This window comes from Aliivibrio sp. S2TY2, from assembly GCF_028765525.1.
Classification (GTDB): Bacteria; Pseudomonadota; Gammaproteobacteria; order Enterobacterales; family Vibrionaceae; genus Aliivibrio; species Aliivibrio finisterrensis_A.
Window position 1 is genome coordinate 18,392 of sequence record NZ_JARACS010000020.1, and the last position, 13,807, is coordinate 32,198.

Annotated in this window: 11 protein-coding genes; 2 read left to right on the forward strand and 9 right to left on the reverse strand. The window is 39.0% G+C overall.

Going from position 1 to position 13,807, the window contains the following annotated elements; all coding sequences use genetic code 11:
- Positions 1-157: 157 nt before the first annotated feature.
- Positions 158-1,531 (reverse strand): signal recognition particle protein, encoded by a 1,374-nt coding sequence (gene ffh, locus PVK63_RS19260; protein ID WP_130087007.1) that lies wholly within the window; start codon positions 1,529-1,531, stop codon positions 158-160.
- 151 nt (positions 1,532-1,682) lie between these two features.
- On the opposite strand from ffh, the gene PVK63_RS19265 reads away from it, so the two are divergent.
- Together PVK63_RS19265 and PVK63_RS19270 are read left to right on the forward strand one after the other, a co-directional pair.
- Positions 1,683-2,477, forward strand: coding sequence for a cytochrome C assembly family protein (locus PVK63_RS19265; protein WP_130044254.1), 795 nt, complete (start codon positions 1,683-1,685; stop codon positions 2,475-2,477).
- Positions 2,478-2,578: 101 nt separating this feature from the next.
- On the forward strand, positions 2,579-3,850 hold the full coding sequence (locus tag PVK63_RS19270) for an HlyC/CorC family transporter (RefSeq protein ID WP_130087005.1): 1,272 nt from the start codon (positions 2,579-2,581) through the stop codon (positions 3,848-3,850).
- Positions 3,851-3,914: 64 nt separating this feature from the next.
- Here the strand turns inward: PVK63_RS19270 and luxS are convergent, their stop codons facing one another.
- The 8 genes from luxS to PVK63_RS19310 all read right to left on the reverse strand — a co-directional run bounded on the left by luxS (position 3,915) and on the right by PVK63_RS19310 (position 13,440).
- The gene (gene luxS / locus PVK63_RS19275; protein ID WP_130087003.1) at positions 3,915-4,433 is read right to left on the reverse strand and encodes an S-ribosylhomocysteine lyase; all 519 of its coding nucleotides are present in this window, start codon (positions 4,431-4,433) and stop codon (positions 3,915-3,917) included.
- A gap of 31 nt (positions 4,434-4,464) precedes the next feature.
- The gene (locus tag PVK63_RS19280) at positions 4,465-5,064 is read right to left on the reverse strand and encodes a transglycosylase SLT domain-containing protein (protein ID WP_130066338.1); all 600 of its coding nucleotides are present in this window, start codon (positions 5,062-5,064) and stop codon (positions 4,465-4,467) included.
- 65 nt (positions 5,065-5,129) lie between these two features.
- Positions 5,130-6,695, reverse strand: a complete 1,566-nt coding sequence (gshA, locus tag PVK63_RS19285; protein ID WP_274440887.1) for a glutamate--cysteine ligase — start codon at positions 6,693-6,695, stop codon at positions 5,130-5,132.
- Between the two features lie 136 nt (positions 6,696-6,831).
- Positions 6,832-9,684, reverse strand: coding sequence for a M16 family metallopeptidase (locus tag PVK63_RS19290; protein ID WP_130087001.1), 2,853 nt, complete (start codon positions 9,682-9,684; stop codon positions 6,832-6,834).
- Between the two features lie 8 nt (positions 9,685-9,692).
- Complete coding sequence (locus PVK63_RS19295; RefSeq protein ID WP_130086999.1) at positions 9,693-10,124, reverse strand: YqaA family protein; 432 nt, start codon at positions 10,122-10,124, stop codon at positions 9,693-9,695.
- 96 nt (positions 10,125-10,220) lie between these two features.
- Positions 10,221-11,351, reverse strand: a complete 1,131-nt coding sequence (locus PVK63_RS19300) for a sodium ion-translocating decarboxylase subunit beta (RefSeq protein ID WP_130044268.1) — start codon at positions 11,349-11,351, stop codon at positions 10,221-10,223.
- Between the two features lie 12 nt (positions 11,352-11,363).
- Complete coding sequence (gene oadA / locus PVK63_RS19305; protein ID WP_130086997.1) at positions 11,364-13,151, reverse strand: sodium-extruding oxaloacetate decarboxylase subunit alpha; 1,788 nt, start codon at positions 13,149-13,151, stop codon at positions 11,364-11,366.
- A 37-nt stretch (positions 13,152-13,188) separates the two neighbouring features.
- Positions 13,189-13,440 carry an oxaloacetate decarboxylase subunit gamma gene (locus tag PVK63_RS19310; protein ID WP_130044270.1) on the reverse strand — a complete coding sequence of 84 codons (252 nt, stop codon included), beginning with the start codon at positions 13,438-13,440 and terminating at the stop codon, positions 13,189-13,191.
- Positions 13,441-13,807: the final 367 nt, after the last annotated feature.

Sequence of the window (13,807 nt, forward strand, 5' to 3'; positions counted from 1 at the left end):
GAGTTTCAATGCAAGGGATTTAGTTACTTTTTCACCAATTATTTTTGTAATTGATGAAAAATTTGGGAAAAAAAAGTGCGCTAGGTTATGTTTTTCACTAAATTAGCTTGTCGCACTTAATTATATAACTTTTAGGATATCATCAATTTAATGAGCGTTAGCGACCAAGGCCACCCATCCCGCCCATTCCACCCATCATTCCTTGCATATTACGCATCATGCCTTTCATTCCACCCTTCTGCATTTTTTTCATCATTTTCTGCATTTGAGTAAATTGTTTTAGCATACGGTTCACATCTTGCACTTGAACACCAGAACCTGCAGCAATACGCTTTTTACGTGATCCTTTGATGATTTCTGGACGTTCACGTTCTTTCATTGTCATGGAATTAATAATCGCTTCCATTTGATTGAACATCTTGTCATCAACTTTATCTTTTACATCACTTGGTAGCTGAGACATGCCTGGGAGCTTATTCATCATTCCCATCATGCCGCCCATGTTTTTCATTTGACCAAGCTGTTCGCGGAAATCTTCTAAATCAAAGCCTTTTTTCTCTTTGAATTTTTTAGCTAGTTTCTCTGCTTTTTCTTTATCAACGTTCTTTTCAAGATCTTCAATTAAAGAAAGAACATCACCCATTCCCAAAATTCGAGAAGCAATTCGTTCTGGGTGGAACGCTTCAAGTGCATCGGTTTTTTCACCTACACCTAAAAACTTAACTGGCTTACCTGTGATATGACGAACAGATAAAGCGGCACCACCACGAGCATCACCATCTATTTTAGTTAAAATAACACCGGTTAATGGTAAAGCATCACCAAAGGCTTTAGCGGTATTCGCCGCATCTTGACCTGTCATTGCATCAACAACAAACAGGGTTTCAATCGGATTCACATGAGAATGAAGCTGTTTAATTTCATCCATCATTTCAGTATCAACAGCTAAACGACCGGCTGTATCCACAATAACAACATCAAAAAACTTCAGTTTTGCATGCCCAATTGCAGCATCGACGATATCAATTGGCTTTTGATCTGCACTTGATGGGAAGAAGTCAACATCAACCTCTCCTGCTAACATTTCTAGCTGTTTGATCGCCGCAGGACGGTAAACATCGGCAGAAACAACAAGTACTTTTTTCTTATCACGCTCTTTTAATAATTTAGCAAGTTTACCTGTACTGGTTGTTTTACCTGCACCTTGTAAACCCGCCATTAAAATAACCGCTGGCGGCTGACATGCTAAATTTAAGGCTTCATTTGATACCCCCATCACGGCTTCAAGTTCAGATTGAACAATCTTTATGAACTCTTGTCCTGGTGTTAAACTTTTTGAAACCTCAACACCAACCGCGCCTTCTTTTACACGCTTAATAAAATCACGAACTACAGGTAAAGCTACGTCGGCCTCTAATAGAGCCATGCGCACTTCACGCAGTGTTTCTTTTATATTGTCTTCTGTTAATCGACCTTTACCACTGATATTTTTCAGGGTTTTGGATAGTCTATCCGTTAAATTATCAAACATATTCCTGCGCCTACTTTGCGACCATTTCTCGATTATACCTAAATCTGAGACGTTATAATGAAAATTTTTTATCCTAACTGAATCACACCTACCGAGATTGCCCTCTAAAGGGTATAATCAAAATGTTGATAAACTAAATGATCAGTGAATTATGGATACGATTACAGCAATCAGTGCTGCACTTTTTTACTTTCTTGCTTTAGGATTTGTGATCCCAGGCCTAGCTGGCCAAAATAAGATCCAAACAAATGTAGTACTGATTTGTGCTTCACTTGCTTTACTTCTGCACGCCTGGCAATTAAAAGAATTGATCCTAAATAGCTTTGGGCAAAATTTAAGTATTCTTAATGTTGCCTCTCTTATTAGCTTTATTATATCGCTAGTAATGAGTGTTTCTATGCTCAAGTTTAGAGTGTGGTTTATTTTGCCCGTCGTTTATAGTTTCTCTGCAATTAACTTAATCGCAGCGACTTTTTTACCAGGGGCTTTTATTACTCACTTAGAGTCTCATCCAAGTTTATTAATTCATATTTCTTTAGCACTGTTTGCCTATTCAACGTTAATGATCGCAACACTTTATGCCTTACAACTTGCTTGGCTCGATCATAAACTAAAAAGTAAAAAGTCATTAATGTTAAATCCAAACCTTCCACCATTAATGATGGTCGAACGTCAGCTTTTCAAGATCATTTTAGTGGGTTTATTACTACTGACACTTACATTAATGACAGGCTTCACATTTATTCAAGATATGTTCGCTCAAGGTAAGGCTCATAAAGCAATCCTTTCCTTCATTGCTTGGGTTATTTATGCTGTATTAACTTGGGGTCATTATCAACGAGGTTGGCGTGGTCAAAAAGTATTATGGTTCAGTTTATCTGGTGCATTTTTACTGACTCTGGCTTACTTTGGCAGTCGTTTTGTTCAAGAGGTAGTTTTAACTTAAATTGTGGTAATCGCTCACTTTTGGCATTCAAACTTGACAGACTGATTATCAGATAAGATAAATACCCTTTAGTTACCCTTTAAAATCGAGGATCAAGACACTTGGACGACATATCAACCGGCGCCCTATTAACTTTATTAGCTATACTTATTGTTATCTCTGGTTACTTCTCAAGCTCTGAAACGGGCATGATGTCGTTAAACCGCTATCGTCTAAAGCACCTATCCAACCAAGGTCATAAAGGGGCAAAGCGCGTTGAAAAGTTACTGAGTCGTCCTGACCGCCTTATTGGCTTAATTCTTATCGGCAATAACCTTGTTAATATCCTCGCTTCTGCAATCGCTACTATTCTTGGTATGCGCCTTTATGGTGATTATGGTGTGGCTATTGCCACTGGTGTGTTAACTCTTGTCATCCTTGTTTTTGCTGAAGTCACTCCTAAAACCCTTGCGGCAATGTATCCTGAACGAGTCTCTTACAGCAGCAGTATCGTATTAAATGTTTTAATGAAGATACTTTCTCCTCTCGTTATTTTAGTTAATTTTATCACCAATGGTTTTCTTAAACTGTTAGGCCTTGGGGCTGACCATAATGATAAAGACAACCTGAGTTCAGAAGAGCTTAGAACGGTTGTGCATGAGGCTGGAGGATTAATTCCGCGTCGTCACCAAGATATGTTAATTTCCATTCTAGATTTAGAACACGTAACCGTAAATGATATTATGGTGCCTCGCAGTGAGATCACGGGAATTGATATTAATGATGATTGGAAATCTATTTCACGTCAATTAACTCATTCTCCTCATGGCCGTATTGTTCTATATCGTGATCAAATCGACGAAGTCGTTGGCATGTTACGCTTACGAGAATCTTATCGATTAATGCTTGAGAAAAATGAATTTACCAAAGAAACCTTATTGCGAGCAGCTGATGAGATATATTTCATCCCAGAAGCCACACCATTAAATACACAATTATTAAAATTCCAACGCAATAAAGAGCGTATAGGCTTAATTGTTGATGAATATGGCGATATCCAAGGCCTAATCACATTAGAAGATATTTTGGAAGAGATTGTGGGTGAATTCACGACCTCAATGGCACCAAGCCTAGCAGAAGAAATAACACCTCAACCAGATGGCAGCTTTATGATTGAAGGCAGTGCCAATATCCGAGATATTAATAAAGGGTTAAAGTGGGATTTACCAACCGATGGACCAAGAACATTAAATGGCTTGATTCTGGAACACCTAGAAGAAATACCTGAAGCTGAAATTAGTCTTGAAATTGACCAACATAATATGGAAATCGTAGCAGTAGAAGAGAATAAAATTAATTTAGTGAAAGTGTTTCCAAGCCCTGAAGACAAATAATACATAAGAAAAAAGCCCGCATTTGATAACACTAATGCGGGCTTTTTAGTTGTTAATTTTAAAATTAATCAACCGATAACTCTTTTAGCATTGAATCTGGTAATGCTAGTTCATCGTTTTTATTTACTCGAATACCTGATGCTAAAATAGTGCTCGCAATCGCTTTTGCTTCTTCTAATGAATGCATAGTGTAAGTACCACATTGATATTCATTAAGTTCTGGTATCTTATTTTGTGCTTCTACTTTTAAAACATCTTCCATTGATGCAATCCACGCATTAGCAACGGTTTGCTCTGCTGGCGTACCAATCAAGCTCATGTAAAAACCAGTACGACACCCCATTGGCGAAATATCTATAATTTCAACCTCTGTACCATTTAGATGATTACGCATAAAGCCTGCGTATAAATGCTCTAAAGTATGAATGCCTTTTTCAGATAAAATATCTTTGTTTGGTGCTGTAAAGCGTAAATCAAACACAGTAATCGTATCACCTTTTGGAGTTTGCATTGTTTTTGCAACACGAACCGCAGGTGCTTCCATACGAGTATGATCTACAGTGAAACTATCTAATAGTGGCATATTCTAATCCTTTAATTTATGAAATGATGGCTTACCACCACCAACTACTTTGTCGTTCAAGTTCGGCTTTACATTGTTTTAATTGCCAGCCATACGTTTTTGCTTGAGATTCGACCTTACGAGCTATCTTAATCAATTGTGGTTTTCTTTGATAGCTTTTACGTTTATAACCACCACGACCCTCGTGATAAGCAAGATATTGGTTATACGGGTCCCACTTTGAGATCCCTAATTGTTTTTGCGTACCATCAGTATACCAACCTATAAACATAATGGCGTCATCAAAGCTACTGCGAGATCCTCCACCAGTTGCTTCTTCATACTCTCCCCATACTGGGTCTTGAGCTTGTGCATAACCATAAGCTGAACTTGGGCGACTCCATGGGATAAACCCTAGCAATTGAGTTCTTGGTGGCCTTACCGTTGCTCTGAAGCTACTTTCTTGTTTCATAATAGCCATGGCTACATTTATTGGGGTTCCATATTCTTCAGTCATGTCTTTGGCGTCATCATACCAACCACTTTTCTCTCGAAAAATATCACATAAGTTGTCTTGTTTTGTTGGGGGAGCGGTCGCACATCCCGTTAATACTGAAAAAGTAACAGCAACAATGACTAATTTGTAATTCATAAATTCACTCAAAAAAAAGCACCGCTATCCATAGAATAACAGTGCTATAAGTTTCTTATTAATAATTACTTTAAATAACTAAAGTAATTACTTAAATACTCAGAAAAAGAGAGCGTATCTTTCGCTTCAATGCCTTTCTGTGCTTGAATAGAACGCTCAACCTCAGCATCTAACTCTTCTTTAGTATAATAGCCATATTGATGATTAAGATGAGTTTCGCGGTGTTGAACCGCAAGGTCACACCCTATTTTACCAATACCACCACCTTTTTTCGTTTCTGCAAGTAAACGACCTGAGATGGTTAACTCTGGGTCTTCAATCATTGCTATTAAACGTTGGTGAGTTTGTTGGTATTCATCATCTCCATTCGCAGCGTCCATTTTTTTAGCGATAACCAGTAAATCATCAAATACTCGCTCAGCCCATGCTTTTTGAGTTAATCGTTCGCCTTGGCAACCAATCTTCAGTTCTAAGCCTGGTTTACGACCTTTTTCAATGATCTTATTCCAATTATCTTTCCAACATGCCATTTCACTGTCATTCATTGGTGCTGAATCAGTCAACACTGCCCATGTTAAAAATAAGTCTAAGAAACGGACTTGGTCTTTATCAACCCCTACAGAGCTGAATGGGTTTACATCTAATGAGCGAACTTCTATGTATTCTACGCCATCTCTTTCTAGTGCTTCTGATGGCCTTTCGCCATTTTTAGCAACACGCTTAGGGCGGATAGGGGCATACAGCTCATTTTCGATTTGCAGTACATTTGCATTTAATTGAACGTGCTTATCACCTTCTTTTAAACCAATTTTTGCAAATTCTTCTGATGGTGTCCGTATTGCTTTATTTAAACCATCAACGTACTCACTGACGCTGTTTAAACTGATTTTCAAATCACTTTGTGAATCATTGGTATAACCAAGATCACTTAATCGTAAAGACGTTGCATAAGGAAGATAAAGCGTATTCCCTAATGTTTCAAACTCCATTGCCGTTTCACGGCCTTGAATAAATGAACTACACAGTGCTGGAGACGCACCAAAGAAATACGGAATTAACCAGCCAAAACGATAATAGTTACGGATCAAACCAAAGTAAGCATCTGATACTGACTCTTTTCTTTCATTTTCAGATTGCTGACCAAACAATTCATCCCAAAACTCTGTTGAAAATGAAAAGTTAAAATGCACGCCCGAGATCACCTGCATCACACTACCATATCGGCGTTTTAGTCCTTCACGGTATGTTGTTTTAAGCTGCCCTACATTTGATGAGCCATACTGCGCAAGCGTAATATCGTCGTCATGAGTAACAAAACATGGCATAGAGAGGGGCCAAAGCTTTTCTTCACCCATATGTGAAACCGTATAATGGTGCACATCTTCAAGTTGTTGGATTACCGTATCTACGTCATTCGATACAGGTGTAATAAACTCTAGTAAAGACTCTGCAAAATCAGTGGTTATGTATTTATGCGTTAATGCTGAACCGACGCCTACAGGATGTGGCTTCGACGAAAGTGAAGCGCCTAAAGTAAATCGTAGGGTCTCTCTTTCAATTCCTCGACCCGCTTTCTTAAAGGCCTTAGGATTGGAAGCGACTTTCTGTAATCGGTTGATAAATTCGGTCAAAATACAATCTCGCTATTGAGGTAAGTTCAACATCATAATGTTGATTTATATCCTGAGATACTAACAAATTTTAATGAGACTTGGATACGAAAAAAAACGGCGATATTTTTATATATTGCCGTCTTTCTAACAATCATTACTTATTAGGTGTTAGTAACTCTATTGGTAAACCTAATGTTTTCAGTTTTGGCATTAATGACTTTTCATCACCAACCACAATAATTTGATATTCCGTTGGATCAAACCATTTTGTAGCTAATGCATTCAGTTCATTACGCCCTAATGTCGCTATTAACTCATTCTGTTCATCAATGAAATCTTCATCCAAAGAATAGGTGAGAATTTTACCAAGTAAATTTGCTTTTTGACTTGGGGTTTCATACTTCAGTGCGTCTTGTTGACCAACAGCTAAGCGCATAAAGTTCAACTCATCCATTGTCATGCCATCCGTTTCAAATTGTTTCATTTCAGTAATGAATTCTTTGATCGATTCTAGCGTTACATCAGCTCGAACTTGGGCATAAAAAATCGACATTCCAATTTCTTTATTTCCCATTAAATAGCCACCAGCACCGTAGGTATACCCTTTATCTTCACGAAGGTTCTGATTAATTCGACTGTTAAAATTACCACCTAAGTTAAAGTTAGCTAATTGAGTCTGATATAACTCCCCTGTCGCATCATATGGCATACCTTGGCGGACAAAGCGGATCACACTTTGAGGCGCGTTCGGTTTATCGATAACATAAATCTTTTGTTTGTCTAATTTAGGTAATTGTTGTGGCGCTAATAGTTGAGGTGCCTTACCTTGCCAATTCGCTAAAAAAGAAAGTTTTGATACAAGATCTGATTTAGTTATATCACCAACAGAAACGACTTGAGTCCCAACTGGGGTGTAATTATTTTTATAAAACTGTTTTACATCTTCAATGGTTAAACCCTTAACTGAGTCTAGCGTGCCATCTGGAGAACGTTCAAAAATAGTCCCGCCAAACAAGATTTCGCGAGTCGCCTGAGAAGCTAACCATGATGGTTTTTGATGATCGTAAACAAGCCCTTCCATTGCTTGCTTTTTCAATCGATCAAAATCAGCTTCTTTGAAGGCTGGAGCAAATAACATGTCATTTACTATGGCTAATGTTTGATCAATATTTTTAGTCAGTGATGCTATTGAAATGGTTGTCGTATAACTGCCAGTATTAAAAGAGACTGAGCTGCCTAATTTATCCAATTCTTTTTGAATATCTTCAGCGGAACGCTCGATGGTTCCTTCTTCCATCATGGCAGCGGTTAACTCAGCTAACCCTTCCTTGCCTCTTACCACATAACGATTTCCAGCAGGTATTGCTATCTGTAATTGAATCGTTGGTGTCTCAATCGCTTCAGTGCCTAATATTTCAATATCGTTCTGTAATTTCGCACGATAAATATCCGGTGTTTTTGCCGTCACTGCTTTTGATGGTTGAGGCATAATAGAGCGATCAAAATCATCTACTGCTTTACGTACTTCTAAATCACCCTCACCAATTTTTTGATACTCAGGTAGCTCTCTTTTTGGCGTAATAAAGTTTGGGGCTTTAACTTGAAGTTGTGTTTTTCCTTTTGGTACAACACTTAACGTCACTTTATATTTATCAGCAATATAATTATCAAACGCTTGAGATACTTTTTCTGGCGTTACTGCTTTTAATTCTGTTAGCTGTTTTTCAAGTTGGTTAGGTTGACCATAGAATGTCTCATTTGAAGCAAGTTGAGATACTTTTCCTGATACCGATTGCAACCCAAATATCGCCCCAGCTTCGGCACTGCCTTGAACTTCAGCAAGATCTTCTTTTGATACGCCCTCTTTATCAAATTTTTCAAGCACATCCATCACTTCAGTATAAGCTGTGGCTAAACTGTTATTGTCACCAGAGTCTGTCATTGCATACACATACAGGGTACATGATAACTCTGCACAATCATGAAAAGCGCCAGCATCAACGACTTTACCTGTCTTCACTAACTCTTGATAAAGTAAGCTTGTTTTACCATTACCAAGTAAAGTCGCTAACATATCCAAGCTGGCTTCTGTTTTTTCACCACGATACGTCGTTGGCCAACCAATCATAACCATTGGTTGCTGAATGCGGTCTTCTAGTGTGATGTAACGGTTTTCTGTTAGCGTTACTGGTTGTTTAGGGGCATTTTCAACTTCAGGACCACGAGGGATTGAACCAAAGTATTTGCTTACCCATTCTAATGTTTGCTTGCTATCTAAATCACCACCGATAGTAATAACGGCATTGTTAGGGCCATACCAACGTAAAAAGAATGCTTTTAAGTCGTTAACATCAACACGATCTAAATCTTCGACATACCCTATGGTTTGCCATGAATATGGATGGCCTTGTGGGAATAACGCTTCTCCCATTCTTTCGTAAATTAAACCATATGGACGGTTATCGTAATTCTGACCACGCTCATTTTTCACTGTGCTACGTTGGATCTCAAATTTCTTTTGGGAAACAGCATCAATCAAGAATCCCATTCGATCAGATTCTAGCCATAGCATTTTTTCTAATTGATTCGCGGGTACGGTTTCAAAGTAATTTGTTCTATCGCGATTAGTCGTGCCGTTTAACGTCCCACCTGCTTCAGTGATGATTTTAAAATGTTGTTGGTCGCCAACATTTTCGGAACCTTGAAACATCATATGCTCAAAGAAATGAGCGAAACCTGATTTTCCGATCTCTTCTCGTGCAGAGCCTACATGATAAGTCACATCAACATGCACGAGAGGATCTGAATGATCAGGGCTAAGAATTACAGTTAGCCCGTTTTCTAATGTGTATTTCTGATAAGGAATTACTGTAGTGCCTTCTTTTGGTAGCACTTGCTCAACCAAAGTAACACCTTCTGGCAGGTCTGATGTTTTTGGGGCTTCAAACTCAGAGTTACTGCACCCTGAGAGTGCTAAAATAATCGAGAGGCCTAATAATTTTTTCATCTTAAATCCTATAATATTCCATTTACTGCAAACGATAGAAGAACGTATCGAGCAGCCTTGCCAATCCCTATTAAAATCACACATGGCCAGAACTTCATTCTTAACCATCCGGCAGCTAAACAAAGGGGATCACCAATAACAGGTAACCAACTGAACAATAACGTCCAATAGCCGTATTTTTTTATCCATTTAATGGCTTTATGACCATATTTTTGTGAAGAAGTTTTATCAGGGAGTAACAAACCAAGCCAATAATTTGTTATGCCTCCCAGCGTATTTCCCAATGTTGCTACAGCAATAACTGTCCACATAGAAAAACTGTCTAATTTTAATGTTGCAATTAAACTCGCCTCAGAGGCTCCTGGTAATAATGTGGCACTTAAAAATCCAGAGCTAAATAATACCCATAATGCAGAATCCGCATTAAACCAATCGAACATGGTGAAGAAATCCCGATAGCCCAGTAAATATAGTTAATAAGCATAAAATAAAAAAGGGTGCTACTGCACCCTTTTATTGTTAAGTTTTACTCAATATTAACCAACAAGCGCTAATAAGATACCAGCAGCAACCGCAGAGCCGAGTACACCAGCAACATTAGGCCCCATTGCATGCATTAATAAGAAGTTTTGAGGGTTAGCTTCAAGACCCACCTTATTAACTACTCGAGCAGCCATTGGCACGGCTGATACTCCTGCAGCACCAATTAATGGGTTTATATCTTCTTTTGAATACTTATTTAAGATCTTAGCCATAATTAAACCACCAGCAGTACCTACGCTGAAAGCAACCGCACCTAGCAATAAAATGCCTAACGTTTCAACATTCAAAAAGGTTTCAGCTTCTAGCTTTGAACCAACACCGAGCCCTAAGAAGATGGTCACAACATTAATCAGTTCATTTTGAGCAGTACTAGATAAACGATCGACAACACCAGACTCTTTCATCAAATTACCTAAACAGAACATGCCAACTAATGGCGTTGCTGATGGTAAAAATAGAATCGTCATAAGAAGAACTGCTAGCGGGAAAATGATCTTCTCCGCTTTACCAACATGACGCAATTGGGCCATCTTAATTTTGCGCTCTTCTGGTGTAGTTAGTGCCTTCATTATTGGAGGCTGAATGATTGGAACTAAGGCCATATAGCTGTATGCAGCTACAGCAACGGCACCCAATAAATCAGGGGATAATTTACTCGCTAAGAAGATAGCTGTTGGGCCATCAGCACCACCAATAATAGCAATTGATGAAGCATCAGCTAATGTAAACTCCATGCCCGGAACAAAATTAAGCAAAATCGCACCAAATAATGTTGCAAAAATACCCACTTGCGCAGCAGCGCCTAACCATAACGTTTTAGGGTTTGCGATGAGAGCCCCAAAATCCGTCATTGCACCCACCCCCATGAAGATCAAGAGTGGAAAGATTCCGGTTTCAATCCCAACGTAGTAAACGTAGTAAAGTAAACCGCCGGGCTCAGTGAAGCCTGCGTTTGGAATGTTAGCCAATATTGCACCAAAACCAATTGGTAGCAGTAGTAATGGCTCAAATCCTTTTTTAATCGCTAAGAATAAAAGACCGCAACCCACTAAAATCATAATAAGTTGTTCAAACTTAAAATTAGCAATTGAGGTTTCATTCCATAATATTAATAAACCATCCATGTTTAACTTACCTTACGCTAGAGAAAGCAACGGTGTGCCAACAGCTACCGCATCGCCTTCCTTAGTTAAAATATCCTGCACTGTACCATTACGTGACGCTTTGATCTCAGTTTCCATTTTCATGGCTTCAAGAATGAGTAAAACCTCACCTTCCGCAACTTCTGTTCCAGGCTGAACAAGCACTTTAAAAATATTTCCAGCTAATGGGGCATCTACTGATTCAGCATCGACTGCTGACAACTGAGGTGATTGAACTGGAATTGGTTGAGCGGATACCGGAGCTACCGAAGAAATAACACCTTGAGGGCCAACTTCAACATTGTAAATTTGCCCATCAACTTTAACGCTATATGCTTCAACGTTACCTTTTGCTGGCGTTACTTTCACTCCCTCTTCCATTCCTTCTTTTTCTGAACCTGGAGCTGGTTCAAAAGCATCTGGATTGTTGCGGTTATTTAAGAATTTAAGCCCAACTTGAGGGAATAAAGCATAAGTAAGAACATCATCAACTTGTTGCTCTGCAAGTTCGATATTCTCTTCTTTTGCTTTCGCTAGCAATTCATCTGTTAGTGTATGAAGTTCTGATTTCAATAGATCCGCTGGGCGACAAGTAATGGCTTCAGCACCGTCTAATACACGAGCTTGCAGTTCAGCATCGACAGCAGCAGGAGCTGAGCCATATTCACCTTTAAGAACCCCTGCTGTTTCTTTTGTAATGCTCTTATAGCGCTCACCCGTAAGCACATTTATCACGGCTTGAGTGCCTACAATTTGTGATGTTGGCGTCACTAAGGGAATGTAGCCAAGATCTTTACGCACTTTCGGGATCTCTAATAAAACTTCATCCATCTTATCAGCAGCACCCTGCTCTTTAAGTTGGCTTTCCATATTCGTTAGCATTCCACCGGGAACTTGTGCAATAAGGATACGAGAATCGACTCCTTTTAGTTGCCCTTCAAACTTGGCGTACTTTTTACGTACTTCTCGGAAGTAAGAAGCTATCGGTTCTAGTTGATCGAGTTTTAAATTCGTATCTCGCTCAGTGCCTTCTAACATAGCCACAACCGTTTCCGTTGGTGTATGCCCGTAAGTCTGGCTCATTGACGAAATTGCCGTATCGAGGATATCAATACCCGCTTCAACGGCTTTTACTGCTGTTGCTGCTGACAAACCGGTTGTTGCATGGCTATGTAATGCCAATGGCACATCACATGACGCTTTAATTCGTGTAATTAATTCTTCTGCTTCATAAGGTTTAAGTAAACCAGACATGTCTTTAATACAAAGAGAATGACACCCAAGATCTTCAAGACGTTTTGCAAGATCGACCCAAGTATCTGAATTATGTACAGGGCTGGTCGTGTAAGAAAGTGTGCCTTGTGCATGAGCACCTACGTCAATGGTCGCTTTAACGGCTGTTTGAAAGTTTCTCACATCATTCATTGCATCAAAAATACGGAATACATCCATACCATTACTATGAGCCCGCTCAACAAACTTTTCTACCACATCATCGGCATAGTGGCGATAACCCAATAGGTTTTGACCACGTAATAGCATTTGCATTGGCGTATTTGGCATTGCTGCTTTTAATAAGCGTAAACGCTCCCACGGATCTTCACCTAAGTAACGAATACAAGCATCAAATGTTGCTCCACCCCAGGTTTCTAATGACCAATAGCCAATTTTATCGAGCTGCTCAGCAATAGGCAGCATATCTTCAACACGCATACGCGTTGCGAAGAGTGATTGATGGGCGTCACGAAGTACCACATCAGTGATAGAAAGTGGTTTAGACATACTTACAAACTCCTTGTAATAATTTTCCTAAAACAGATTATTTGTGCTTTTGACGGTGTAACTTAACCGCAGCAGAAATTGCAGCAATCACTTGAGGCTGCACTGTTGTTTGATCGGGATCTGAATTTTTCTGGACAGCGAGTACCTGTTTGGGCGCTAGCTCCACAGGCAACAGCTTAGACATGAGTTGAACTAGATAAACTAGAATAGTAAGGAATATAAATACAACCCCCATGCCTGTAAGCATTAAGGTTGCCGCTTCCAATAGTAGACTTCCAATGTCTGTCATCTTTTATTCCTTTTTGATGATAGTGACAATGTTAAATGTGCTCTTTTATTCTAAAAAGAGTAAGTGATTATCTCGACCTCAACGAAATTGTCAAATCAGAAACAATCTAAATAAGTTCCAAAAAGAATAAAATGACAAGATATATCCATACACTGCCACCATTTCCCAAAACTTAAACTGATTACAATCAAATTACCTAACAATAACCTTTAAATCAATATATTTAATAAAGCCATCAATTGGTTAACTTAATTTCCTTCAGACATAAAAAAACCCGATCATTAAGATCAGGTTCTTTTAAAAGAATGGTGCGCCAGGGAGGATTCGAACCTCCGACCGCCTGGTTCGTAGCCAGGTACTCTATCCA